The organism is Pseudomonas sp. KB-10 (assembly GCF_018221585.1).
Classification (GTDB): Bacteria; Pseudomonadota; Gammaproteobacteria; order Pseudomonadales; family Pseudomonadaceae; genus Aquipseudomonas; species Aquipseudomonas yangonensis.
This window is the reverse complement of the sequence record NZ_QYYB01000004.1, coordinates 493,992-517,833: the sequence shown is the minus strand read 5'-3', so window position 1 is coordinate 517,833 and position 23,842 is coordinate 493,992. Positions and strand designations below refer to the sequence as shown.

Genomic DNA, 23,842 nt, shown 5'->3' with positions numbered 1-23,842 from the left:
CCCGCACCGGGTTGAGCCGGCACACTCGCCTCATCATCACGATAAGGACAGGCTCATGGCCCTGCTCACTTTCATCGGCGCGATCCAGCAAGTCACGGGCTCATGCTATCTGGTGCAAAGCCGTGACGGCGCCAAGGTTCTACTTGAATGCGGCATGCACCAGGGGCGTCGCCAGGAAGAAGATCAGAACCGCAGCGGCTTTCCATTCGACCCGCGCAGCCTGGACGCGGTAGTGATTTCGCACGCCCATCTCGATCACAGTGGGCTGCTGCCAAGACTGGTCGCAGAAGGCTACCGCGGCCCGATCCATGCCACCGAGGCGAGCTGCGAACTGCTCGAGCTGATGCTGCTGGATTCGGCTTTTCTTCAGGAAAAGGACGCCGAGTGGGAAAATCGCTGGCGCGCCCGTCAGGGCAAGCCGCCGATAAAACCGCTGTATACGGTCGCCAATGCCGAGCAGGCGCTCAGCCAGCGCCGTGCTCACGCCTATGGCGTACAAGTCGAGGTGGCCAAGGGCGTGCAGGTGACCTTCCACAATGCCGGCCATATCCTCGGCTCGGCCATCGTCGAGATGCGGGTGGAAGACCATCACCTGCACCGCCACCTGGTGTTCTCGGGCGACCTGGGCAACACCTGCTCGCCACTGATGCAGGCCCCGGCACAGTTGAACCAGGCCGATGTGCTGCTGATGGAGTCCACCTATGGCGACCGCGACCACCGAGACAGCGAAGCCACCCTGGAGGAGCTGGCCGACATCCTGCAGCAGGCCCATCGTGATGGCGGCAATGTGCTGATTCCCTCCTTCGCCGTCGGTCGCACCCAGGATCTGATCTACTACCTCGGCCGCTTCTATCAGGAGGGCCGTCTGCCCCAGCAGGCGGTGTTCCTCGACAGCCCCATGGCGATCCGCGCCAATGCCATTTACAGCCGCTTTCATGACCAGTTCGCGAGCGAGGACCGCGCAGCGCTGGCGGCCAAAGGCGTGAAACGCATCGAGGACTGGCTGCCGATTCTGCGCTGCACGCCGACAGCAGAAGAGTCGATGGCAATCAACCGGATCAAGAGCGGGGCGATCATCATCGCCGGGGCCGGCATGTGCAACGGCGGGCGTATCGTCCATCACTTCAAGCACAATCTATGGCGCGAAAACTGCCATCTGGTGTTCCCCGGTTTCCAGGCCAAGGGCACGCTGGGCCGCCTGATCGTCGACGGTGCCGCAACGGTCAAGGTGCTGCACCAGCGCATCGCGGTGAAAGCCAGGGTGCACACCCTGGGCGGTTTCTCCGCACATGCCGGTCAGTCGCAGCTGATCGACTGGGCCAGTCGGTTCGAACATCACCCGGAGCTGCATCTGGTCCATGGCGAGCTGGAAAAGATGCAGGCGCTGCAGCAGGCCCTGCGCGAGCGGTTGAACTGGACCGCCAACATTCCAGAACCCGGCGAGCAGATCGCCCTGTAATCGGCGCTTACGAAAAGGTGGCAACGAAACGGCAGCCTCCCTGTGGCAAGCTGCTTAACCCTCCATAATCAGGGAACCGGCCAAGGTGGGAGGCTGCGCGCCTGCCACTGGCCAAGAAGAGGAGAGTTTCCATGCCCTTTGAATCGGACGACTATCTGTCGCGCCACGTGCAAACCAGCGAGGTCGACCTGAGCAGCAAGGTGGAGGAACTGGTGGCACTGGCAGCCCCGAGCAACAGTCCCAACCTGGCGCTGTACCGCGAGATGCTCACTACGGTGATCCATATGGCCCAGGCTGATCGCAACCGCTGGGACGCCAAGATCATGATGCAGACCCTGCGCGAGATGGAGCATGCCTTCGGTGTGCTGGAGCAGCTCAAGCGGCGGCGCAAGGTCACGGTATTCGGTTCGGCACGCACGCCGGTGGATCATCCGCTATACCGACAGGCTCGCGAACTTGGCGCACTGCTGGCACACCGCGACCTGATGGTGGTTACGGGAGCCGGTGGCGGCATCATGGCGGCGGCTCATGAAGGCGCCGGCACGGAAAACAGCCTGGGGTTCAATATCACCCTGCCCTTCGAGCAGGCCGCCAACGCCACGATGCGCGGCAGCCACCACTTGCTGTCCTTTCACTTCTTCTTCCTGCGCAAGCTGTTCTTCGTCAAGGAAGCCGATGGCCTGGTGCTCTGCCCCGGCGGTTTCGGCACCCTCGATGAAGCCCTGGAGGTGCTGACCCTGATCCAGACCGGCAAGAGCCCGTTGGTGCCGGTGGTGCTGCTCGATCAGCCGGGTGGCAGCTACTGGGAAGACGCTCTGGGCTTCATCCGCCGGCAGCTCGGCGACAACGGCTATATCCTGCAGACCGACCTCAACCTGATGCACCTGGTCTACAGCGCCGAAGAAGCAGTGGATGAAATCGCCCGGTTCTATCGCAACTTCCACTCCAGCCGCTGGCTCAAGGATCGCTTCGTGATTCGCCTCAATCATCCGCTCAACGAGGCAGCGATGGACAAACTGCATACCGACTTCGCCGGCTTGTGCAAGGAAGGCGGTTTTACCCAACAGCCCTATTGCGAGCAGGAGCGCGACGAACCGGAACTTTGCGACCTCACCCGCCTGGCCTTTGCCTTCAACGGGCGCGACTATGGCCGTCTGCGCGCCCTGCTCAATGTGGTCAACGAACCGGATAACTGGACAACCTGAGCTGACGAGTTGCCGTAGCCGGATGCAATCCGGGGTATTGGCCTCTCGCCATTCCCGGATTGCATCCGGGCTACGCAAAGCAAGAAGCCCAGCATTGGCTGGGCTTCTTTTTACTACATGCCTATCAGGCGTTGCCGGCGACCTTCATCCGCGCCGCCTGGGTGAAATCGAGCATGCGCTTGAGCGGCTTGATCGCCTTGGGAATCAGCGCCGGGTCGACATGAATCTCACCGGAGCCCTGACGCAGGCCGGTCAGCACACGTTCCAAGGTATTCATCGCCATCCACGGGCAGTGCGCGCAGCTGCGGCATGCCGCGCCGTTGCCGGCGGTCGGCGCCTCGATGAAGGTCTTGTCCGGGCACAGCTGCTGCATCTTGTAGAAGATGCCACGGTCGGTGGCGACGATGAAGGTGGAATTCGGCAGGGTCTGCGCGGCCTTGATCAGCTGGCTGGTGGAGCCCACGGCATCGGCCAGCTCCACCACGTTCTGCGGCGATTCCGGGTGTACCAGAATGGCGGCGTCTGGGTACAGCGCCTTCATGTCCAGCAGCTGCTTGGACTTGAACTCCTCGTGCACGATGCAGGCGCCGTCCCACAGCAGCATGTCGGCGCCAGTCTCGCGCTGGATGTAGTTGCCCAGATGTTTGTCCGGCGCCCAGATGATGGTCTCGCCGTTATCCATCAGGCTCTCGACGATCTCCAGCGCGCAGCTGGAGGTCACCACCCAGTCGGCACGCGCCTTGACCGCCGCCGAGGTATTGGCATACACCACCACGGTGCGCTCGGGATGCTGATCGCAGAAGGCCGAGAACTCGTCTACCGGGCAGCCCAGATCCAGCGAGCAGGTCGCCTCCAGCGTCGGCATCAGCACGCGCTTTTCCGGATTGAGAATCTTCGCCGTCTCGCCCATGAACTTGACCCCAGCCACCACCACGGTCTGCGCTGGGTGCTGGTTGCCGAAGCGGGCCATTTCCAGAGAGTCGGAAACGCAGCCGCCGGTTTCCTCGGCCAGCGCCTGGATGACCGGATCGCAGTAATAGTGCGCCACCAGCACCGCGTTCTGCTTCTTCAGCTCGGCGGCGATTTCGCGGCGATAGAAAGCCTCTTCCTCAGCGGTCAGCGGCTTGGGCTGCTTGGCATCGAGGTGGGCTTGGACCAGAAGGCGTTCGGAAATCTGCGTCATATCATCGAACCTGCGGCGCTCTTGAGCGAGCTGCGAGTATACCCCCTGGCTGCCCATCGCCACAGGCGGGCCAGCCAGGGGCTTTTCCGAGAGCAAAAAAAAGCCAGTCTCACGACTGGCTTTTGCGATCTGGTGGGTCGTGTAGGATTCGAACCTACGACCAATTGGTTAAAAGCCAACTGCTCTACCAACTGAGCTAACGACCCAACGCGAGGCGCATGATACTGATTTAATTCAGGAAATCAACACTTCGCGAAAACTTTTTCAGAAGTAACGCGTGGCATCGGGCACGCCAGCGGCGACGAAACCCGCCGCGCGCAGGCGGCAGCTGTCGCACTTGCCACAGGCACGGCCATCATCGTCGGCCTGGTAGCAGGAGACGGTCAGCGCATAGTCCACGCCCAGGCGCATACCGGCCTGGATGATTTCGCCCTTGCTCATCTGCTGCAGCGGCGCACGGATGGCAAAACCCTCACCCTCCACACCGGCTTTGGTCGCCAGGTTGGCCATGCGCTCGAAAGCCTCGACGAATTCCGGGCGGCAATCGGGATAACCTGAGTAGTCCACCGCATTGACGCCGATGAAGATGTCGCGCGCCCCCAGCACCTCGGCCCAGCCCAGCGCCAGGGAGAGGAACACCGTGTTGCGAGCCGGCACGTAGGTCACCGGAATACCTTCGCCCGGTGTTTCCGGAACCGCGATGCTGCTGTCTGTCAGCGCCGAGCCACCGATGCCGTTGAGATTCAGGCCGATCACCTTGTGCTCGACCACACCCAGTTGCCGGGCGACGCGCTCGGCCGCCTGCAGTTCGGCGCGATGACGCTGCCCGTAATCGAAGCTCATGCTGTAGCAGGCGTAGCCCTCGGCTCTGGCCATGGCCACCACGGTGGCCGAATCCAGGCCGCCGGAAAGGAGAATGACCGCTTTCTTGTCGTTCATGATCAATGTCCCGGCTCGTCGTTCCAGAGAATCTTGTGCAGTTGCAGTTGCAGGCGCACCGGCAGGTTGTCCGCCACGATCCAGTCGGCCAACGCCCGCGCATCCACCTGTTTATGGCTGGGCGAGAACAGCACCTCGCCGGCCCGGGCCGCCAGGTCGTACTGGATCAGCCTGGACACGGCCCAGTCGTAATCCTCGCGCGAGCAGATGACGAACTTGACCTGATCATTGGTGGTGAGCCACTCGATGTTCTCGTAACGGTTGCGCTGCACCTCGGCCGAACCAGGCGTCTTCAGGTCGAGCACCTTGCTCACCCGTGGATCGACGGCCGAGACGTCGAGCGCGCCACTGGTTTCCAGCGACACCTCGTAACCGGCGTCGCACAAACGCGAGAGCAAGGGGATGCAATTGGGCTGGGCCAGCGGCTCGCCGCCGGTGACGCAGACGTAACGCGGCCGATAGGCGGCCACCTGGTCGAGGATACTGTCCAGCGCGACGATCTCGCCGCCGCTGAAGGCGTAGGCGGTGTCACAGTACTGACAGCGCAGGGGGCAGCCGGTCAGGCGCACGAATACCGTCGGCAGGCCGGCGGTACGCGTCTCCCCCTGCAACGAGTAGAAAATCTCGGTAATGCGCAGGGTTTCTTGCATGGTAGCCACGGGCGTGATGACGAAACAGGTCATCCGCCTCCGTTGCGTGAAAAGACAGGAACGTCGGCAGCAGCAGACATTCGACGATGCATGGCGACAGGGACATCAGCCGAGCTGAAACCCCGCGAGCCACGCGAGCGCGCATTCTAATGGAAGTGGCCGAATGGCAGATAGGAAATCATCGGAAGTGATTCTCACGGCGCTCCGCCACGGCCCGTAAGGTGGCCGCCCGGGATGGCATGCCACAAGAAAAACCCGCGTCAAGCGCGGGTTCGTTCTCGATTCTTGACTTACAGCCGCTGCAGGTCGCGCTGGGCCAGTTGGGCGGCCGAGCTGCCCGGATACTGAGCGATCACCTGCTGCAGGATACCGCGCGCCTTGTCGTTGTGCCCCAAACGACGCTCGACGTCGGCAAGCTTGAACAGCGAATCCGGCACCTTGGCATGGCTTGGATAGGCCTGACTGACCTTGGCAAAGGCCTGACCGGCTGCCTGCAGATCACCCTTGGCCAGATTCACTTCGCCCAGCCAGTACTGGGCGTTACCGGCGTACTGACTGTTGGGATAACGATTGAGAAAGGCAGCGAATGCCTGCGACGCCTTGTCGAAGTCCTTGGCCTTGATCAGGTCGAAGGCGGCATCGTAATAGAGCTTTTCCTTGGCCGGATCACCCGGCTCGGCGCTGGCCTGCTGCTGTGCGGCAGGTGGCGTTGGCGTGCCGTTGGCGTTTACCGCGCCATCAGCTGAATTCTGTGCGGGAGCTCCACCGGCAGCGGCACCGGAGGAAATACGTTGATCCAGATCCTGGTAACGCTCCAGGCCTTCCTGCTTGAGGCGCTGAATTTCGTTCTGCTGCTCTTCGACCATGCCACGCAGTTGCGCAATTTCCTGCTGCATCTGCTCGAGCTGGTTGAACAGCATACCCTGCGCAGAAGCGGGCGCTTGCGCACCCGCTCCGGCGGAGGCGCCGGCCGTACCATAACCCGCCGGTGGATAGCTGCTGCCCTGTTGCATGGAGCTGCTTTCCAGTACGGGAACCTCCGCCATCGCCGCGAGCGGCAAGGCGAGTGTCAGAAGGGTCAGGATACGGCGGCAATCTCGCATGGCAGCTTACTTACGCAGCTCTACGCGACGGTTCTGGGCCCAGGACTGCTCGTCGTTGCCAGTGGCAACCGGACGCTCTTCGCCGTAGGAAACCAGTTCCAGCTGAGCCGGGGAAACGCCCTGCAGAACCAGGTAGCGCTGAACGGCCTTGGCACGACGCTCGCCCAGAGCCATGTTGTACTCACGGGTACCGCGCTCGTCAGCGTGGCCTTCCAGAACGACGCGAGCGCCGTTGCCTTTCAGGTCCTTGGCGTGTACGTCCAGAGCGCGCATGGCTTCGGCTTTCAGGTCGGAGCTGTCGTACTCGAAGTAGAAGGTGGTGATAGCGCGCAGAGCCGCTTCTTCGCTCAGGCTGCCATCAACAGCGCCAGTGTTGGCACCGTAGCCAGCGTTCGGGTCGACAGCGCCTTCGCCAGCAGCGTCGCCGCCTTTGGAGGAGCAACCTACGGCAACGGCGAGAGCCAGGGACAGTGCAGCGAACTTACCGAATTTCAGCATTTCCATCATGTAACTCCTAATGAACCCCAGTTGTGTTAAGCAATATAGGTGTAACGCCGCATCAGTTCAGGTAAGGGGACCAAGAAGGCTCTCGAACTTCGCCTTGAGCGGTAGGAAGAGGGAGCCTCACACGTCCGTTGGTGGACGCTAACATCAAGACTCCCCGGCCCTGCTGGCGGGTGGCGTAGATTAGCATGGCGCCATTGGGCGCAACAGTGGGCGACTCATCCAAACTTGTGTCTGAAAGTATGCGCAAACGGTTGGTTTCCAGGTCCTGTGCGGCCACCTTGAACACGGTAAAACCATCCTGACGATGAATCATCACCAGGGTCTTTTCATCTGCCGACAATTTCGGGTTGGCGTTGTAGTTACCGACGAAGGTCACACGCTCCACTGCCCCGCTATTGATGTTGGTCTTGTAGATCTGCGGACGGCCCGCACGATCCGACGTGAAGTAAAGGGTCTGACCATCCTTGCCCCAGAAGGGTTCGGTATCGATGGCGTAGTGGTTGGTGATGCGGCGCATCTGCCGACTGCCCATGTCCATCACGTAGATTTCCGGATTGCCATCCTTGGACAATACGAAAGCCAGGCGCGAGCCGTCCGGCGACCAGGCAGGCGCGCCGTTGAGGCCTTCGAAATTGGTGATCTGCTCGCGACGGCCAGTGTCGATGTGCTGCACGAAGATGCGCGGGCGACGCTGCTCGAACGACACGTAAGCGATGCGGCGGCCATCGGGTGCGAAGGACGGCGACAGGATTGGCTCGCGCGACTGCAGCAGCGTCACGGCACGAGCGCCGTCATAGTCGGAACGCTGCAGGGTGTAACGGGTGTTGTTGGCGCCCATGCGCTCGGCGGTGACATATAGCAGGCGAGTGGAGAACGCGCCCTTGACGCCGGTGAGCTTCTCGAACGACTGGTCGGCGATATGGTGGGCCATGTCGCGCAGTTGGTCGGTGCCGCCACCTACATTGCCGGTCATTACCTGCTGCTCGGTGTTGACGTTGAACAATGCGTACTGGATCTGCAACCGGCCACCATTGGGCACGATATTGCCGACCAGCACATACTGCGCGCCGAGGGCCTTCCAGTCACGGTAGATGACTTCGCTGGCCTGGGTCGGCAGGCTGATCATGTTCTGCCGCGGGATGGGTTCGAAATAGCCGGAATTGCGCAGGTCGTTGCCAATGATCTGCGACATGTCTTCGGGCAGTACCGAGCCGCCCTGCCAGCCGAAGGGCACCACGGCGATAGGGGTGGCGCGGTCGGCGCCTTGGGAAATCACCAGCGGATCGGCCGCCTGGACGCTACCGACCAGCATGACCAGCCCCAGCAGGGCGATACGAATCAGGTTGTTCACAGAGCTCAATCCTCCGGTTTGAAAATCACGCGGCGCTGCCTGTACATACGGTCGAAGGTAGCGCGATCCAATTGTTGCATCTCGGGAATACGCCCGACGTTACGTACAGCGGCAACGGCCGAGTTGTCGAACGGCGCATCGCCACTGGAGCGCGATACGCTGGCATTGGTCACGGTGCCGTCGGGCAGCATCTGAATCAGCAGCTCGACGCTCATGCCACGGCGCGCCGACATCGGTCGCTGCCAGTTCTCGGTGATCAGCTTGATGATCAGATCGTCGAGGTTACCCGCGACCTGGTCACCATGGGTTTCCGCCAGCGCCTGCTGGTTCTGCACGTTGTCCGAAAGCAGCTCGGCCAGCGCCGCTGCCTTCTGATCCTCGGCCGCCTTGCGTCGGGCCTCTTCGGCCTTGCGCTTGGCATCCTCGGCAGCCTTTTTCTTCGCGGCCTCGGCGGCTGCCGCCTTCTTTTTCGCCTCTTCTGCAGCGGCCTTTTTCTTGGCCTCTTCAGCGGCTTTCTTCTTCGCCTCTTCCTCGGCGCGCTTCTTGGCTATGTCCGCCTGGCGCTTCTGCTCGGCAGCCTTTTCGGCTTCGGCCTTCTTCGCAGCTTCGGCTTTGGCCTGTTCGGCCTTTCGAGCCTCTTCCGCCTTCTTTTGTTCCTCGGCTTTCTTCGCTGCGGCTACCTTCTGCGCCTCGGCCTGCGCCTGCTTCTGCTCTTCGGCTTTCTTCTGTTCCAGTCGTTCGGTCTCGAACTGCGGCGCCGAGGTCTTCTGCGCCTCGCCTGCCACCTTCTGCGTGGTCTGGGTGGTGGCCTGGCTCTGCGACTGCAACTGGTACAGCGTAGCCTGAACCACCGGACGCGCCGGTGGCAGCTCCGGCGTGAAGGCGAAGCTGACGAACAGCATGGCGAACATCAGGACATGCAGACCCACGGCCCAGACGACGGGCCAGAAGTAGCTTTCCGACTGCGAACGCTCGGTCTGCTGCATCAGGGCGCCTCGGTAATCAATCCGACGTTGCCCACGTCGGCCTGCTGCAGGCCGCCCATGGCCGCCATCACGGTGCCGTAATCGACGGTGCGATCACCGCGCACGAACACCTGCACCTGCTTACCCTGGCGACGGTTCTCGGCGATGATCGCCGAAACGGCCTGAGTCATCTGCTCAAGAGTGGAGGCGCGCTCCTGCTCGGTGTCGACATCGACCTCGCTGCCCATGTTCCAGTAGTAGGTCTTGTCGGCCTTGATGGAAATGGTCAGCACCTGGGCGTCGTTGTCCTGCGGCAGCGCTTCGCTGCTGACCTTGGGCAGGTCGACCTTGACGCCCTGGTTGAGCATGGGCGCGGTGACCATGAAGATGACCAGCAGCACCAGCATCACGTCGATGTAGGGCACCACGTTCATCTCGGCGACCGGTTTGCGTCTGTTGCGAATTCTCGCCATGGCTAGAACCTATCCTGTGCGCGCGTCTTAGTCTTCCGAGGTATGCACCTTGCGGTGCAGGATGGCCTGGAACTCGTCGGCGAAGGTGTAGTAGCGGCCGATCAGCATTTCGCCGCGGGCGGAGAAGCGGTTGTAGGCGATGACCGCCGGAATCGCGGCGAACAGACCAATGGCGGTAGCGATCAGCGCTTCGGCGATACCCGGAGCGACGGTGGCCAGGGTGGCCTGCTGCACCTGAGCCAGGCCGCGGAAGGAGTTCATGATGCCCCATACGGTACCGAACAGGCCGATGTAGGGGCTGGTGGAACCTACGGTAGCGAGGAACGGCAGCGCGGTTTCCAGCTTCTCTTCTTCGCGGGAGATGGCTACGCGCATGGCGCGCGCAACACCGTCCATCACCGCGTCCGGGTCGACGCCCTGCTGCTGACGCAGGCGGGAGAACTCCTTGAAGCCGGCGCGGAAGATCTGCTCCAGACCGGAATCCGGATCAGGGTTGCTGCCGGCCTGGCGATACAGCTTGGACAGGTCGATACCGGACCAGAAACGATCCTCGAAGTTATCCAGAGCACGCTTGGCGGCGCGGATGGCATTACTACGCTGAAAGATCATCACCCAGGAAATGACCGACGCGGCCACCAGGGTCAGCATCACCAGCTGAACCAACAGACTGGCGTTACTGATCAGACTCCACATCGACATATGGTCAACGGCGTTAGCTTCCACGCTTACTCTCCTGCTGCAATTGGACCCGGCGCCTGCGTCCCGGCGAACGCGTGTCGCAGAGATTCGGGAATAGCCCGGGGTTTCAAGTTGTCGGCGCGCACACAGGCCACCAGAAACTGCCCTTCGCAGAGCAGCACATCATCCGCAGCCCGCCTGACCTGTTGACGAAAGCGCAGGCTGGCACGGTTCAATTCAATTACATCGGCGCTGATCACCAGCTCGTCATCCAGACGTGCCGGCGCGTGATAACGCGCCTCGGCCGAATGCACGACGAACAACAGGCCCTCACCGGCAAGCGTCGACTGGGCATAACCCAGCTCACGCAGGCGCTCGGTGCGAGCCCGCTCCATGAATTTGAGGTAGTTGACGTAGTAGACGATGCCGCCCGCATCGGTATCTTCGTAATAGACCCGGCAATGGTGGCTGAACGGCTGGACTCCGTTTTGCGCGCGCATACTCTAGTCCCCGGCCTGCTGCTTGCCAATCCGGCCTGGTAACAATTTTTTCGTCATTCGTCACCCGTACTGAAAAGATCGCCGCTGGGCGAATCACCCGAGCGCTTGGGGATGTTCAGCCCGAAGTGCAGATAGGCATGCCGGGTGACCACACGCCCACGTGGAGTGCGCATCATGTAGCCCTGCTGAATCAGGTACGGCTCGAGCACGTCCTCGATGGTATGGCGCTCCTCGCCGATGGCCGCAGCCAGGCTATCGAGCCCCACCGGCCCGCCGTCGAACTTCTCGATCATGGCCAGCAGCAGACGTCGGTCGGAATGATCGAAGCCACGCTCGTCGACATCCAGCAGGTTCAGCGCCTGGTCGGCGATGGCCTGGGAGATATGGCCTGTGCCGCGCACCTCGGCGAAATCGCGCACGCGGCGCAGCAGGCGGTTGGCGATACGCGGCGTACCGCGCGCGCGACGAGCGATTTCATAGGCGCCCTTGGCCTCGATCGGCAAACCGAGAATCCCGGCCGAGCGCGAGACGATGGTGGCGAGATCCTCGATACCGTAGAACTCGAGGCGCTGAACGATACCGAAACGGTCGCGCAGCGGATTGGTCAGCATGCCGGCACGGGTAGTGGCGCCGACCAGAGTGAAGGGCGGCAGATCCAGCTTGATCGAGCGCGCCGCTGGCCCTTCGCCGATCATGATGTCGAGCTGAAAATCCTCCATGGCCGGGTACAGCACTTCCTCGACCACCGGAGAAAGACGATGAATTTCGTCGATGAACAGCACATCGCCACTTTCCAGGTTGGTCAGCAGCGCCGCCAGATCTCCCGGACGCTCGAGCACCGGGCCGGACGTGCTCTTGATCGAGCTACCCATTTCCTCGGCGATGATATTGGCCAGGGTGGTCTTGCCCAGGCCCGGTGGCCCGAAAATCAGCGTATGGTCGAGCGCTTCGGCCCTGCCCCGCGCAGCCTGGATGAACAGCGCCATCTGCTCACGCACCACGGGCTGACCGATATAGTCGGCCAGACGTAACGGGCGAATGGCACGATCCTGCTGCTCTTCGCGCTCACGTGGACTGGCGGTAATCAGGCGATCGGCTTCGATCATCAATAAGGTTCCACTAAACCATGCCGCGCAGCGCGCGTCGGATCAAATCTTCACTGCTCATACCATCCTCCTTGACGGCGGCAACGGCTCGGCTGGCCTCCTGCGGCTTGTACCCGAGGGAGATCAATGCACTGACGGCGTCGTTCTCCGCGCTTGAGACTGCCTGCGCCAGTTGAGGTTCAACCACCAACGGCGCAATGGACGGTATCGATTCCCAGGCCTTGAAGCGGTCCTTGAGCTCGACCAGCAGGCGCTCGGCGGTTTTCTTGCCCACACCCGGCACCTTGACCAGCGCACCCGCGTCCTGTGCCTGCACGCAACGCACCAGCTCATCGACTTCGAGCCCGGACATCAGGGCCAGCGCCAGCTTGGGGCCGACCCCATTGAGGCGGATCAGCTCGCGGAACAGCTCGCGCTCGCGCTTCTCGAAAAAACCGTAGAGCAGATGCGCATCCTCACGCACCACCAGGTGAGTGTGCAGGGTTACCGGCTCACCCACGGCAGGCAGACGATATAGGGTCGTCATCGGCACTTCCAGCTCATAACCGACGCCATTCACATCCAGAAGCAAATGCGGCGGCTGCTTTTCCGCCAGAGTGCCGCGCAAACGTCCGATCACCGCTGTTTTCCTTTGATCCGATTACAAACGAAGACGGCCGCCACGCCGCTTGGCGCCGGCCAGTCCGTGAGGAATAAGACTCTGCCGATGGTGGGCGTGGCACAGGGCGATACCCAGCGCATCGGAGGCGTCGATCTGTGGTTTCTGCACCAGCCCCAGCAGATGCATGACCATCATCTGCACCTGCTGCTTGTCCGCCGCCCCGCTGCCGACCACGGCTTGCTTGACCTGGGTGGCGGTGTACTCGCTCACCTCGAGCCCTGCCTCCACCGCAGCGACTATAGCGGCGCCACGGGCCTGCCCGAGCTTGAGCGCCGAATCGGCATTGCGCGCCATGAACACCTGCTCGATGCCCATAGTCACGGGGCCATGGGTACGAATCACCTCGCTGACGCCGCGAAAGACGATCTGCAGACGCTCAGCCAAAGAACCGTTGCCGGTACGAATGCAGCCAGAGGCCACGTATTCGCAGCCACGCCCGGTATCGCGCACCACGCCATAACCGGTGATGCGTGAACCGGGGTCGATGCCTAGGATCAGGGTCATATCAGCAACTGTCTATTTATCCAGTTGGCGAGTATACGGGGCGCCCTCGACGACGTCATCCGCCACCGCTCGGCCAGACGAAAAAAGCCGGAAGCACCATACAGCGCTTCCGGCCTCCTCGCTCGCAGCCCGGATGCAATCCGGGGAACAGCCTCAGCCGAGCTGTTCCATGATCTCGTCGGCGACTTCGGCGTTGTGATAGACGTTCTGCACGTCATCCAGGTCCTCAAGCATATCGATCAGCTTGAACACCTTTTGCGCGGTCTCCAGATCGGTAATCGGCGCGTTGATCGAGGGGATCATGGCGATTTCCGCTTCCTCGCCCTTGAAGCCGGCCGCACTCAGGGCTTCGTTGACGGCATGGAACTCGGTGAAGCTGGTCGAGACCAGGGCCGAGCCATCCTCGCCCATTTCCACATCATCGGCACCAGCCTCCAGCGCTGCCTCCATCAGGGCATCCTCATCGACGCCCGGAGCGAAGCTGATCTGACCCTTGCGGTCGAACATGTAGGCGACCGAACCATCGGTACCGAGGTTACCGCCGCACTTGGTAAAGGCATGACGCACTTCGGCTGCGGTGCGGTTGCGGTTATCGGTCATCACCTCGACGATGATGGCCACCCCGCTTGGCGCGTAGCCCTCGTAGCTGAACTCGATGACGTTGTCGGCTTCGTTGTTGCCGGCACCGCGGGCGATGGCGCGATCGATCACCTCGCGCGACATGTTGTTGGTCAGCGCCTTGTCCACGGCCAGGCGCAAACGCGGGTTGTCCGCCGGGATCGGGCCGCCGTGCTTGGCAGCCACCGTCAGCTCACGAATCAGCTTGGTGAAAATCTTGCCCCGCTTGGCGTCCTGACGCCCCTTGCGGTGCTTGATATTGGCCCATTTGGAATGACCAGCCATAACTCACTCCATCTTTTCCACTTGAGAATTGCAGGGGCGCACGGACAGCGCCCCATAACGAAGAAGCCTGGAAAACCAGGCTTCTTGTACAGGCTTATTCGGCCTTGGGCTGCTCGCGCAGGCGAATGTGCAGCTCGCGCAGCGACTTGCCATCGACCACACCCGGCGCCTGGGTCATGACGCAGGCCGCGCTCTGGGTTTTCGGGAAGGCGATCACTTCGCGGATCGACTGCGCACCGGTCATCAGCATCACCAGGCGATCCAGGCCGAAGGCCAGGCCACCATGGGGCGGCGCGCCGTATTTCAGCGCGTCGAGCAGGAAGCCGAACTTCTCCTGCTGCTCGTCCTCGCTGATGCCCAGCACACGGAACACGGTCTGCTGCATGGCCTTGTCGTGGATACGGATCGAGCCGCCACCCAGCTCGGTGCCGTTGAGCACCATGTCGTAGGCACGCGACAGCGCGGCGGCCGGATTGGCCTCCAGCTCCTCGGGGGTGCACTTGGGCGAGGTGAAGGGGTGGTGCATGGCGGTCAGGCTGCCGTCGTCGTTCTCCTCGAACATCGGGAAATCGACGACCCACAGCGGCGCCCACTCGCAGGTGAACAGGTTCAGGTCATGACCCAGCTTGATGCGCAGCGCGCCCAGGGCTTCGCTGACGATCTTGGCCTTGTCGGCACCGAAGAACACGATATCGCCATCGACCGCACCAACGCGGTCGAGGATGACGTTGATGTTGTCCAGCGGAATGTTCTTGACGATCGGCGACTGCAGACCTTCGACACCGGCCGCGCGCTCGTTGACCTTGATATAGGCCAGGCCCTTGGCGCCGTAGATGCCGACGAACTTGGTGTAGTCGTCGATCTGCTTGCGCGGCATGCTCGCCCCGCCCGGTACGCGCAGGGCGGTGACACGACATTTCGGATCGTTGGCCGGACCCGCGAACACCTTGAATTCGACGTCCTTGAGCTGATCTTCCACGTCCACCAGCTCCAGCGGAATACGCAGGTCCGGCTTGTCCGAACCGAAGCGGCGCATGGCTTCGGCCAAAGTCATGTGCGGCAGCGCGCCAAACTCGACGCCCAACACTTCCTTGAACAGGTTGCGCACCATGGTCTCGGTGATGTCCATGATGTCCTTTTCATCGAGGAAGCTGGTCTCGATGTCGATCTGGGTGAATTCCGGCTGACGGTCGGCACGCAGGTCCTCGTCGCGGAAGCACTTGGCGATCTGGTAGTAGCGGTCGAAGCCGGCCACCATCAACAGCTGCTTGAACAGCTGCGGCGACTGCGGCAGGGCGAAGAAGCTACCGGCGTGGGTACGGCTCGGCACCAGGTAGTCGCGTGCACCTTCCGGCGTGGCACGGGTCAGGATAGGGGTCTCGACATCGAGAAAGCCGTTGTCATCCAGGTAACGGCGGATGCTCGAGGTGATGCGCGAACGCAGCTTGAGCTTCTCGGCCATTTCCGGACGACGCAGGTCGATGAAGCGATAGCGCAGGCGGGTTTCCTCGCCGACATCGGTGTACTCATTGAGCGGGAACGGCGGGGTTTCCGCCTCGTTGAGCACGTCCAGCTCGTAACCCAGCACTTCGATGGCGCCGGACGCCATGTTGGCGTTGCGCGCGCCTTCAGGGCGCAGGCGCACCTTACCGGTGATCTTCACCACGTATTCGCTGCGCACGCGGTCAGCCTTGGCGAAGGTCTCGGCGCGATCCGGATCGAACACCACCTGAGCCAGGCCTTCACGATCACGAATATCGAGGAAGATCACCCCTCCATGGTCGCGGCGACGGTGAACCCAGCCGCAAAGGGTGATTTCCTGGCCATCCAGGCTCTCGTTCAGTTGGCCGCAATAGTGACTGCGCATCATGATCGTGTTTCGCTTCTCTAAGGTCTTGGATAGGTCAGGCAGCCCCCAACGCCCTGGGCAGGAGCCACACCGCGGCAAACGTCCAGCCGCACGCCGCGCTTCGATAAAGAGCGGGATTATATAGCGTAAATCGTCGTGACGCAGCCGCCCGGCATACGGTGTCTTTACGGAAGAGCCCTTCTGCCCGGCGAAAGACCATCGCCTAACCCAATCGCAGCACCCGACCAACGATCTGCCCGCAGACTTTCGCCTCGCCACAGCCGAGCAGCTTGTCCACCGCAAACAATTACTTATCGCACTGGATGAACCGCGCGTTATCGATAGCCTCTAAACATCGCTTTGATTGATATAAGCCAAGATCATCCTGTCACCCTGCGTGTTAGGCTTTGCCCAACAATGCGGGATAGAAACCCTGGGTCCATCTGAAAGGAGACAAGCCATGGAAATCAATATCGGAATCGCCGAACAGGATCGCGCCGCCATCGCCGAAGGCCTGTCGCGCCTACTGGCGGACACCTACACCCTGTACCTGAAGACCCACAACTTCCACTGGAACGTTACCGGTCCGATGTTCAATACCCTGCACCTGATGTTCGAAGGTCAGTACACCGAACTGGCCCTGGCGGTTGACGCAATCGCCGAACGCATCCGCGCTCTGGGCTTCCCGGCTCCCGGGACTTACGCCGCCTACGCCCGCCTGTCCTCGATCAAGGAAGAGGAAGGCGTACCCAGCGCCGATGAGATGATCAAACAACTGGTGCAGGGCCAGGAGGCCGTCGTACGTACCGCTCGGGGCATTTTCCCGCTGCTGGACAAGGTCAGCGACGAACCCACTGCCGACCTATTGACCCAACGCATGCAGGTGCACGAAAAAACCGCCTGGATGCTGCGCAGCCTGCTTGCTGCTTGAGACGCTCAGAGGCCCGGTTATCCGGGCCTTTTCATTAGGCATGGCACCGTGCTCTGATCTATGCTCTGGCCATTCGCCATCGAGTCGCCCAAATCCATGAGCCAAGCTAGCAAACCGCCCAGCATCATCGAACTGTATCCGGAGGAAACCCGCAAGGCGGCTGAACTTCTGAAACAGGCCGTACCCTTGATGATGCGCCACGACATCCCGCCCAATCCCGTGCATTACGCACTGTGGTACACCTACAGCCGAGGCAGCGAGCCAGAGCTCAACCGCCGCATGGACAAGGTGGTCGAAGATTTCGACCTGTTTCCTCCTGAGACCGCCAGCCGGCTGTTTCGCGACTACATCATCCGCGGCGAACTGGACGAGGCACGCGCCGGCCAGCAACAGGTCATCGAACTGGTCGACGATATCGAAAGCGACGTTTCACGCAGCGTGATCGGCAGCCAGCACTACCAGCAGAGCCTCACGCAAGGCCTCAGCGCCCTGCAGGAACCGATCATCGATGACCTGCCTAGCGTCCTCAGCGAACTGCAGGAAAGCACCCAGCTCATGCAGGACCAGCAGGAAAAATTTCTTTATCGCCTGCGCGCCGCGCAACAGGAGATCACCCATCTGCGCAGCCAACTGGAGCGTGCGCACCTGGCAGCGACGCTGGACAGCCTGACCCGCGTGTTCAACCGCCATGCCTTTACTCGCCTGCTGGAGCGTGCCCTGCAGGAATCGCAACAGGGTCTGGCCCTGGTGATTCTGGATATCGACCACTTCAAGCAGTTCAACGACCAGTACGGCCACCCGCTGGGTGATCGCGTACTGCAACACGTCGGGCAGCTCTTGCGCGATCTGCTGCCGCCGGATGCCTTCGCTGCACGCTACGGAGGCGAAGAGTTCTGCGTGGTGCTGCGCAACTGCACCGACCTTAACCGGGCGCTCGACTTCGCCGAACAATTGCGCCACAAGATCCAGTCGCTGAGAGTCAAGGTGCGCCGTACCGACCAGGTTCTGGACAGCATCACTGCATCCTTCGGCTGCGCCATGGCCGAACAAGACGACACCTTCGAATCGCTGCTGACCCGCGCCGATGATGCGCTTTATCAAGCCAAGCGCGCCGGCCGCAATCAGGTCCACCCTGTTGCCAGCGAAAAGATGCTAACCGCTTGATTTGAGAAGCCCACTCCTTTGCTGTTAAATAGGTTCGCGCGCCGCGTTACCATCCCGCGGCGTCGCCGACCCTGTATACCGGCGCGCGCCATGGCCGTTCAGCTGGCCACCCGTGAAGCGCGCTCCCTCCGCGACACCTTGAGTCATCATTCAATCAGTGAGTTCGTCGAAGATGTTTAAGATTGCCCATCTCGTGACAGGGTTCGCCGCCCTGCTGCTGTCCGCCGTCCCCGGTATTTCCACTTCGTTCCTGACCACCCCGGATGCCATCTACCTGGCTATGACCGGCCTGCTAAACCTGCTTGCTGCAGCGCAACAGCAAAATGCACCAGCGGCACGCCAGCAGTTGCTGGGGCTGTCGTCCGCACTGCTGATCCTGGCCGCCGTGGTCCAGAGCCTGATTCTGCTTGCACCGCTACCCAGCATCGGCGGCCAACCGGCCATCTGGCTACCGCTGCTGACCTCGGTCCTCGCCGTGGTACTGAGCCTTGCCGCCCAGCTGCGCACACAACCGCAATCCAAAGAGCAGCAGCCTTTTGCGCAAACCAGTTCCAGCACACCTCAGGAAGATCGCGAGACCGGGACGGTCAAGTGGTTCAATACCTCCAAGGGGTTCGGCTTCATTTCCCGTGACTCGGGCGAAGACATCTTCGTGCACTTTCGCGCCATTCGCGGCGAAGGTCATCGCGTGCTGATCGAGGGCCAACGCGTGGAGTTCTCGGTCATGCAGCGTGACAAAGGCCTGCAGGCGGAAGATGTGATCGCAGCTGCGCCTTCGCGGCGCTGAGCGGCACACAGAGAAAAGCCCGGGAAACCGGGCTTTTCGTATCAATAGTGCGGTGGCGGCGCTTCGTCTTCGGCGATTCCCGCGAGTCCGTTCAATTCTTCCTGGCGCCGCGCCAGAGCGGTCAGTTGCAACTGCATCCGCTCGATGCGGCGATTCTGTTCGACCAGCTCATCGCTCAACGCCTGGATGGTGTCATCCTGAAAAGCCAGGCGGCTCTCCAATTCCATGATCCGTGACTCTAGACTCATGCGAACGCTCCGGCGAATTGGAAATCCTCGGTCAGTACCAAACGCAGCTTGTCGATGATCTGCACCACCTGCTGCTCGCCATATGGCTGCGCAGGGTGCCGCCCCCAGACGGGCGCGGGCCAGGCGGCGTCATCACGGCGGCGCACGATCACATGCATATGCAGCTGACTGACCACATTGCCAAGTGTGGCCACATTCATCTTGTCGGCGGCAAAGGTGTCCTTGAGGATTTCGGCCAGCAATGTGGTTTCGTGCCAGAGCTGGCGCTGGTCAGTCGCGTCGAGCTGGAACAGTTCGCTGACCTCGTCACGCCGGGGCACGAGGATGAACCAGGGATAGCTGGCATCGTTCATCAGCAGCAGATGGCAGAGGGGAAAGTCCCCGATCAGCAGGCAATCCTGCTGCAGCCGGGAATCCAGGGTGAACATCAGGCTGTCCTCCTTCATTCAATTCAGATCAATCAAGCGTAGCGCCCTGAGGCCCAACGCGATGGCGCGCAGCATACGCGCGCCCAGCGGACAATTCACCCGGCGATCGCGCACCACGCCAACGCAGACCGAGCAGATATGCACCACAGGTGCGCACCATTTTGTTTCCTCCCGTAATAGGCGGTGCCAAGCGTTACCGGCGAGATGCCCGGCAGGCTCCTGACATCCTGTGCTGGTAACCGAACCCGAGCATCGTCCCACCGCCTTGCAAAACCGCGCCAAGCGCATTGCCTGCGGTGCGAGCGCCGTAATGAGCACCCGAAAAATCAAGGTTTTAAGATGAAAACCAGGTTTTGAGCATGACTTTTGCTACCTGTAAAACCAATGCCCGGTAAACCGTGCAGCAGACCGAGGACAGCGGTCCCAGGCACCTGAAGCACCGCGAAAACGTTGGCGCAACGAAACGCAAGTGCAGAACTATAGATTTGCGACATTCTCCCTCACGCGATGCGACACCAGCATGATCGAAGCCGCAATGAATAGACTACAACTATCGCCAACATTGGCTGCGTGCTATAAGTTAGCGCCGACACAAAAAGAAAGAGCCACCCATATAAAAATCAGTGGGTAGCGCAACTCTTCTAAACCCAAGGAGCAATCACGATGCAAGTGATGAAGTGGAGCGTAATCGCCCTGGCAGTCGCCGCGGGCACCAGCCAGATGGCCGTGGCATCCAGCCAGTCCGAGTCGAATGGCTTTATCGAAGACAGCAGCTTCAACATCTTCAACCGCGTTCTGTACATGAACCGCGATTTCCGTAACGGCCCGAACACTGCAGGCACAGGCGACAAGGGTTATCGTGAAGAAACCGGCCTGGGCATTCGCCTGCTGTACGAATCCGGCTTCACCCAAGGCACCGTAGGCGTAGGCTTCGACGCACACTCCCTGAGCAGCATCAAGATCGACAGCGGTCGCGGTCGTTACGGCACCGGCCAGTTCGACCAAACCGGCGATGGCCGTGGCGACGACACTCAGACCGAAGTAGGCGGTGCCATCAAGTTCCGTATTTCCGACACCGTTCTGAAATACGGCAACCAAGTGACTACCAGCCCGGTGTTCTCCACTGACGACAGCCGTATTCTGCCTGAAGTCGCTACCGGTACCCTGATCACCAGCAATGAGATTGAAGGTCTGGAGCTGACCGCTGGTCGCTTCACTGCCATGAGCAGCCAGACTAGTACTGACCGTGACACCTTCGGTCTGCAAGAAATCAATATTTACGGCGCAAGCTACAGCTTCACCGACAACCTCAGCGGCGCCGTGCACTACTCCGATGCTGAAGACAACTTCAAGAAAACCTACGCCAACCTGAACTACAATCTGCCGCTGGCGGAAGATCAGGCTCTGAATTTCGACCTGAACGGCTATCGCACCCGCGGTGACGGCAAGGAAGAACTGGGCGAGATGGATAACAACATCTGGAGCCTGGCAGCTGCTTACTCCCTGGGTGCCCACAAGTTTACTCTGGCGCACCAGCGTTCCAGCGGTGACACCGGCTACCGTTACGGTGACATCGACGGCGGCGGCACCATCTGGCTGAGCAACTCGGTTCAGTACTCCGACTTCAACGCCAAAGACGAGAAGTCCTGGCAAGCTCGCTACGACATCAACATGGCCGAGTACGGCGTACCTGGTCTGAGCTTCATGACCCGTTACATCCGCGGTACAGATATGGATGTCGGTACTGGTAGCGACGAGAAAGAGCGCGAAATCAACGTTGAAGCTAAATACGTGATCCAGGACGGCGCCGCTAAGGACCTGTCCTTCCGCGTTCGTCAAGCGTTCTACCGCAACTCGTTCGAAGGCGACGTCAACGACTTCCGCCTGATCGTCGAATACCCGCTGAGCGTTCTGTAACCTCAGCGCTACTCGATAGCGGTAAAAAAGAAACCCGGCCTCGGCCGGGTTTCTTTATTTCTGCGCGGGCGATTTAAAGAGGCAGCGCATACGTCCCCGTCACATGCGCAACCAACTCATCCTCATTACCCGCCGAATACAACGAAACTTCGCAGACCGCCTGACGTCGACTCAAGCGCAATATGCGCGCCTCGGCCAGCAAGTCGACCGGCTTGGGTTTGATCAGAAAGTTGATATTGAGATTGGACGTCACCGCCATCTCCACTCGACCGAGACGCCCGAGCACCACCGCATACATCGCCGCGTCCCCCAGAGCCATGATGGTAGGGCCTGACAGCGTGCCGCCGGGACGCACCAATTTGGCATGAAAGGGCACGCGCGCCAGCACGCCCTGCTCATCCAGACGGTCTATTCGCAGGTCGATATCTTCGGCCATCGGCAGCCCATCCCGAATCAGGGTTTGAACCTCAAGTGCAGTCAGCCCCACTATTATTCCTCCTGGTGAACGCAGCAGCACTCGTAGCCCTGCGCCCGTCCTGTACGCCACTGTATAGGCACCGTACAATGCCGGCCTACTCCAAGCCCTAGCAACCGACAGAACGGCCAAACATGCGTACCAGTCAGTTCCTGCTCTCGACCCTGAAAGAAACCCCTTCCGATGCCGTGGTGATCAGCCACCAGCTGATGCTGCGTGCCGGCATGATCCGCAAGCTGGCCTCCGGCCTGTATACCTGGCTGCCGATGGGCCTGCGTGTGCTGCGCAAGGTCGAGAATGTGGTGCGCGAGGAAATGAATGCCGCTGGTGCTCTGGAAGTGCTGATGCCGGCCATCCAGCCGGCCGAGCTGTGGCAGGAGTCCGGACGCTGGGTGCAGTACGGCCCCGAGCTGCTGCGCATCAAAGATCGCCATGACCGCGAGTTCTGTGTCGGCCCGACCCATGAGGAGGTCATCACCGACCTGGCCCGCAACGAGCTGAACAGCTACAAGCAGCTGCCGATCAACTTCTACCAGATCCAGACCAAGTTCCGTGATGAGATCCGCCCGCGCTTCGGCCTGATGCGTGGCCGCGAGTTCATCATGAAGGATGCCTATTCCTTCCATGCCGACCAGGCTTCCCTGCAGGAAACCTACGACCGCATGCATCAGGCATACTGCAACGTGTTCACCCGCCTGGGCCTGAATTTCCGTCCGGTGCAGGCCGATACCGGCTCCATCGGCGGTACCGGCTCGCATGAATTCCACGTGCTGGCCGACTCCGGCGAAGACGATATCGCCTTCAGCGATACTTCCGATTACGCCGCCAACATCGAGAAGGCCGAAGCCCTGCCGCGCGAGAAGAGCCGTCCGGCGCCGACCGAAGAGCTGCGCCTGGTCGATACGCCTGATGCGAAAACCATCGCGGCTCTGGTCGAAGGCTTCAACCTGCCGATCGAGAAGACCATCAAGACCCTGATCGTTCACGCAGCCGAGGAAGGCAAGCTGATCGCGCTGGTGGTGCGTGGCGACCATGAGCTCAACGAGATCAAGGCCGCCAATCTGGAGCAGGTCGCCAACCCGCTGACCATGGCTACCGACGCCGAGCTACGTGCAGCCATCGGTGCCGGCGCTGGCTCTCTCGGCCCGCTGAATCTGCCGTTGCCGGTCATTATCGACCGCTCCGTAGAGCTGATGAGCGACTTCGTCATCGGTGCCAACATCGACGACAAGCACTACTTCGGCGTCAACTGGGAGCGCGACCTGCCGGTTCCGACCGTGGCTGATCTGCGCAATGTCGTCGAAGGCGACCCGAGCCCGGATGGTCAGGGCACTCTGGTGATCAAGCGCGGTATCGAAGTCGGTCATATCTTCCAGCTCGGCACCAAGTACAGCGAAGCGCTGAATTGCCAGGTACTGGGCGAAAGCGGCAAGCCGGTAACCCTGACCATGGGCTGTTACGGCATCGGTGTTTCCCGTGTGGTGGCCGCGGCCATCGAGCAGAACTTCGACGAACGTGGCATTCGCTGGAACGATGCCCTGGCCCCGTTCCACATTGCTCTCGTGCCGCTGCGCTATGAAACCGAGCAGGTCCGCGAGGCCACCGACAAGCTGTACGCCGAACTCACCGCGGCAGGCTTCGAAGTGCTGCTGGATGACCGCGACAAGAAGACCAGCCCCGGCATCAAGTTCGCCGACATGGAGCTGATCGGTATCCCGCACCGCGTCGTGGTCAGTGACCGTGGCCTGGCCGAGGGCAATCTCGAGTACAAGAGCCGCGCAGAAACCGAAGCGCAAGCCGTACCGCTGACCGAGATTCTGTCGTTCCTGCAAGCCCGCATCAAACGCTGATCACGC

24 protein-coding genes, 1 tRNA gene and 2 pseudogenes are annotated in these 23,842 nt (G+C 61.3%); 8 read left to right on the top strand and 19 right to left on the bottom strand.

Translation table 11 applies throughout. The features are described 5' to 3' along the window. Positions 1–55 precede the first annotated feature (55 nt). Both DXK50_RS14275 and DXK50_RS14270 read left to right on the top strand, forming a co-directional pair. Positions 56–1,459 (top strand): MBL fold metallo-hydrolase RNA specificity domain-containing protein, encoded by a 1,404-nt coding sequence (locus tag DXK50_RS14275; protein ID WP_212630757.1) that lies wholly within the window; start codon positions 56–58, stop codon positions 1,457–1,459. A 131-nt stretch (positions 1,460–1,590) separates the two neighbouring features. Beyond that, positions 1,591–2,664: an LOG family protein gene (locus DXK50_RS14270; RefSeq protein WP_212630756.1), complete on the top strand. Its 1,074-nt coding sequence runs from the start codon at positions 1,591–1,593 to the stop codon at positions 2,662–2,664. 124 nt (positions 2,665–2,788) lie between these two features. On the opposite strand, the gene nadA is transcribed toward DXK50_RS14270, so the two are convergent. From nadA to aspS, 16 genes are all read right to left on the bottom strand, one after another. After that, positions 2,789–3,847, bottom strand: a complete 1,059-nt coding sequence (nadA, locus tag DXK50_RS14265) for a quinolinate synthase NadA (RefSeq protein ID WP_003241694.1) — start codon at positions 3,845–3,847, stop codon at positions 2,789–2,791. 130 nt (positions 3,848–3,977) lie between these two features. Further along, positions 3,978–4,053 (bottom strand) — tRNA-Lys (locus DXK50_RS14260). A 58-nt stretch (positions 4,054–4,111) separates the two neighbouring features. Beyond that, positions 4,112–4,786, bottom strand: coding sequence for a 7-cyano-7-deazaguanine synthase QueC (gene queC, locus DXK50_RS14255; RefSeq protein WP_161897720.1), 675 nt, complete (start codon positions 4,784–4,786; stop codon positions 4,112–4,114). A 2-nt stretch (positions 4,787–4,788) separates the two neighbouring features. Next, positions 4,789–5,436: a 7-carboxy-7-deazaguanine synthase QueE gene (gene queE / locus DXK50_RS14250; RefSeq protein ID WP_212630821.1), complete on the bottom strand. Its 648-nt coding sequence runs from the start codon at positions 5,434–5,436 to the stop codon at positions 4,789–4,791. 290 nt (positions 5,437–5,726) lie between these two features. Next, a complete protein-coding gene (gene ybgF, locus DXK50_RS14245) occupies positions 5,727–6,539 on the bottom strand; it encodes a tol-pal system protein YbgF (protein ID WP_161897719.1) in 813 nt (270 codons plus the stop codon). Between the two features lie 6 nt (positions 6,540–6,545). Then, the gene (gene pal, locus DXK50_RS14240) at positions 6,546–7,043 is read right to left on the bottom strand and encodes a peptidoglycan-associated lipoprotein Pal (RefSeq protein ID WP_003241687.1); all 498 of its coding nucleotides are present in this window, start codon (positions 7,041–7,043) and stop codon (positions 6,546–6,548) included. A gap of 55 nt (positions 7,044–7,098) precedes the next feature. After that, complete coding sequence (gene tolB / locus DXK50_RS14235; RefSeq protein WP_212630755.1) at positions 7,099–8,397, bottom strand: Tol-Pal system beta propeller repeat protein TolB; 1,299 nt, start codon at positions 8,395–8,397, stop codon at positions 7,099–7,101. Positions 8,398–8,402: 5 nt separating this feature from the next. Next, a complete protein-coding gene (gene tolA, locus DXK50_RS14230; RefSeq protein ID WP_161864621.1) occupies positions 8,403–9,386 on the bottom strand; it encodes a cell envelope integrity protein TolA in 984 nt (327 codons plus the stop codon). Continuing rightward, the gene (tolR, locus tag DXK50_RS14225; protein WP_003241681.1) at positions 9,383–9,835 is read right to left on the bottom strand and encodes a protein TolR; all 453 of its coding nucleotides are present in this window, start codon (positions 9,833–9,835) and stop codon (positions 9,383–9,385) included. Before tolR ends, tolA begins: the two co-directional genes overlap by 4 nt. Positions 9,836–9,862: 27 nt before the next feature. Beyond that, a complete protein-coding gene (gene tolQ / locus DXK50_RS14220) occupies positions 9,863–10,558 on the bottom strand; it encodes a protein TolQ (protein ID WP_012017899.1) in 696 nt (231 codons plus the stop codon). Positions 10,559–10,560: 2 nt separating this feature from the next. After that, positions 10,561–11,013, bottom strand: a complete 453-nt coding sequence (gene ybgC / locus DXK50_RS14215) for a tol-pal system-associated acyl-CoA thioesterase (protein ID WP_161864534.1) — start codon at positions 11,011–11,013, stop codon at positions 10,561–10,563. Between the two features lie 53 nt (positions 11,014–11,066). Beyond that, positions 11,067–12,119, bottom strand: coding sequence for a Holliday junction branch migration DNA helicase RuvB (ruvB, locus tag DXK50_RS14210; protein WP_212630754.1), 1,053 nt, complete (start codon positions 12,117–12,119; stop codon positions 11,067–11,069). A 13-nt stretch (positions 12,120–12,132) separates the two neighbouring features. After that, entirely contained in the window at positions 12,133–12,738 is a 606-nt protein-coding gene (ruvA, locus tag DXK50_RS14205; protein WP_161864536.1) for a Holliday junction branch migration protein RuvA, read from the bottom strand. Between the two features lie 21 nt (positions 12,739–12,759). Continuing rightward, positions 12,760–13,284: a crossover junction endodeoxyribonuclease RuvC gene (gene ruvC / locus DXK50_RS14200; RefSeq protein ID WP_161897715.1), complete on the bottom strand. Its 525-nt coding sequence runs from the start codon at positions 13,282–13,284 to the stop codon at positions 12,760–12,762. Between the two features lie 153 nt (positions 13,285–13,437). Continuing rightward, positions 13,438–14,187 carry a YebC/PmpR family DNA-binding transcriptional regulator gene (locus tag DXK50_RS14195; RefSeq protein WP_161864538.1) on the bottom strand — a complete coding sequence of 250 codons (750 nt, stop codon included), beginning with the start codon at positions 14,185–14,187 and terminating at the stop codon, positions 13,438–13,440. A 94-nt stretch (positions 14,188–14,281) separates the two neighbouring features. Next, complete coding sequence (gene aspS, locus DXK50_RS14190) at positions 14,282–16,057, bottom strand: aspartate--tRNA ligase (RefSeq protein ID WP_161864539.1); 1,776 nt, start codon at positions 16,055–16,057, stop codon at positions 14,282–14,284. 439 nt (positions 16,058–16,496) lie between these two features. Between aspS and DXK50_RS14185 the strand changes: the two genes are divergently transcribed. The 4 genes and pseudogenes from DXK50_RS14185 to DXK50_RS24955 all read left to right on the top strand — a co-directional run. Further along, positions 16,497–16,967 (top strand): Dps family protein, encoded by a 471-nt coding sequence (locus tag DXK50_RS14185; RefSeq protein WP_024307258.1) that lies wholly within the window; start codon positions 16,497–16,499, stop codon positions 16,965–16,967. Between the two features lie 96 nt (positions 16,968–17,063). After that, positions 17,064–18,131: a GGDEF domain-containing protein gene (locus DXK50_RS14180; RefSeq protein WP_178101759.1), complete on the top strand. Its 1,068-nt coding sequence runs from the start codon at positions 17,064–17,066 to the stop codon at positions 18,129–18,131. A gap of 172 nt (positions 18,132–18,303) precedes the next feature. Beyond that, positions 18,304–18,612 (top strand): annotated as a pseudogene (locus DXK50_RS25190) (cold shock domain-containing protein membrane protein); the annotation flags it as partial. An 87-nt stretch (positions 18,613–18,699) separates the two neighbouring features. Continuing rightward, positions 18,700–18,918 (top strand): annotated as a pseudogene (locus tag DXK50_RS24955) (cold-shock protein); the annotation flags it as partial. A 41-nt stretch (positions 18,919–18,959) separates the two neighbouring features. Here DXK50_RS24955 and DXK50_RS14170 read toward each other — a convergent pair. Both DXK50_RS14170 and DXK50_RS14165 read right to left on the bottom strand, forming a co-directional pair. After that, positions 18,960–19,166 (bottom strand): SlyX family protein, encoded by a 207-nt coding sequence (locus DXK50_RS14170; RefSeq protein ID WP_161864542.1) that lies wholly within the window; start codon positions 19,164–19,166, stop codon positions 18,960–18,962. After that, positions 19,163–19,594: an HIT family protein gene (locus DXK50_RS14165; protein WP_161897710.1), complete on the bottom strand. Its 432-nt coding sequence runs from the start codon at positions 19,592–19,594 to the stop codon at positions 19,163–19,165. Before DXK50_RS14165 ends, DXK50_RS14170 begins: the two co-directional genes overlap by 4 nt. A 663-nt stretch (positions 19,595–20,257) precedes the next feature. Here DXK50_RS14165 and DXK50_RS14160 point away from each other — a divergent pair. Continuing rightward, on the top strand, positions 20,258–21,511 hold the full coding sequence (locus DXK50_RS14160) for an OprD family porin (RefSeq protein ID WP_212630753.1): 1,254 nt from the start codon (positions 20,258–20,260) through the stop codon (positions 21,509–21,511). A 73-nt stretch (positions 21,512–21,584) separates the two neighbouring features. Here DXK50_RS14160 and DXK50_RS14155 read toward each other — a convergent pair whose 3' ends face one another. Beyond that, positions 21,585–21,992, bottom strand: coding sequence for a PaaI family thioesterase (locus DXK50_RS14155; RefSeq protein WP_161864622.1), 408 nt, complete (start codon positions 21,990–21,992; stop codon positions 21,585–21,587). A 128-nt stretch (positions 21,993–22,120) separates the two neighbouring features. Here DXK50_RS14155 and DXK50_RS14150 point away from each other — a divergent pair, with 128 nt between their 5' ends. Further along, a complete protein-coding gene (locus tag DXK50_RS14150) occupies positions 22,121–23,836 on the top strand; it encodes a proline--tRNA ligase (RefSeq protein ID WP_161864545.1) in 1,716 nt (571 codons plus the stop codon). Positions 23,837–23,842 lie beyond the last annotated feature (6 nt).

Coding starts and splice junctions, on each gene's coding strand:
- DXK50_RS14275 (WP_212630757.1), top strand. CDS start 56: ATGGCCCTGCTCACTTTCATCGGCGCGATCCAGCAAGTCACGGGCTCA.
- DXK50_RS14270 (WP_212630756.1), top strand. CDS start 1,591: ATGCCCTTTGAATCGGACGACTATCTGTCGCGCCACGTGCAAACCAGC.
- nadA (WP_003241694.1), bottom strand. CDS start 3,847: ATGACGCAGATTTCCGAACGCCTTCTGGTCCAAGCCCACCTCGATGCC.
- queC (WP_161897720.1), bottom strand. CDS start 4,786: ATGAACGACAAGAAAGCGGTCATTCTCCTTTCCGGCGGCCTGGATTCG.
- queE (WP_212630821.1), bottom strand. CDS start 5,436: ATGCAAGAAACCCTGCGCATTACCGAGATTTTCTACTCGTTGCAGGGG.
- ybgF (WP_161897719.1), bottom strand. CDS start 6,539: ATGCGAGATTGCCGCCGTATCCTGACCCTTCTGACACTCGCCTTGCCG.
- pal (WP_003241687.1), bottom strand. CDS start 7,043: ATGGAAATGCTGAAATTCGGTAAGTTCGCTGCACTGTCCCTGGCTCTC.
- tolR (WP_003241681.1), bottom strand. CDS start 9,835: ATGGCGAGAATTCGCAACAGACGCAAACCGGTCGCCGAGATGAACGTG.
- ybgC (WP_161864534.1), bottom strand. CDS start 11,013: ATGCGCGCGCAAAACGGAGTCCAGCCGTTCAGCCACCATTGCCGGGTC.
- ruvB (WP_212630754.1), bottom strand. CDS start 12,119: ATGATCGAAGCCGATCGCCTGATTACCGCCAGTCCACGTGAGCGCGAA.
- ruvC (WP_161897715.1), bottom strand. CDS start 13,284: ATGACCCTGATCCTAGGCATCGACCCCGGTTCACGCATCACCGGTTAT.
- DXK50_RS14195 (WP_161864538.1), bottom strand. CDS start 14,187: ATGGCTGGTCATTCCAAATGGGCCAATATCAAGCACCGCAAGGGGCGT.
- aspS (WP_161864539.1), bottom strand. CDS start 16,057: ATGATGCGCAGTCACTATTGCGGCCAACTGAACGAGAGCCTGGATGGC.
- DXK50_RS14185 (WP_024307258.1), top strand. CDS start 16,497: ATGGAAATCAATATCGGAATCGCCGAACAGGATCGCGCCGCCATCGCC.
- DXK50_RS14180 (WP_178101759.1), top strand. CDS start 17,064: ATGAGCCAAGCTAGCAAACCGCCCAGCATCATCGAACTGTATCCGGAG.
- DXK50_RS14170 (WP_161864542.1), bottom strand. CDS start 19,166: ATGAGTCTAGAGTCACGGATCATGGAATTGGAGAGCCGCCTGGCTTTT.
- DXK50_RS14165 (WP_161897710.1), bottom strand. CDS start 19,594: ATGTTCACCCTGGATTCCCGGCTGCAGCAGGATTGCCTGCTGATCGGG.
- DXK50_RS14160 (WP_212630753.1), top strand. CDS start 20,258: ATGCAAGTGATGAAGTGGAGCGTAATCGCCCTGGCAGTCGCCGCGGGC.
- DXK50_RS14150 (WP_161864545.1), top strand. CDS start 22,121: ATGCGTACCAGTCAGTTCCTGCTCTCGACCCTGAAAGAAACCCCTTCC.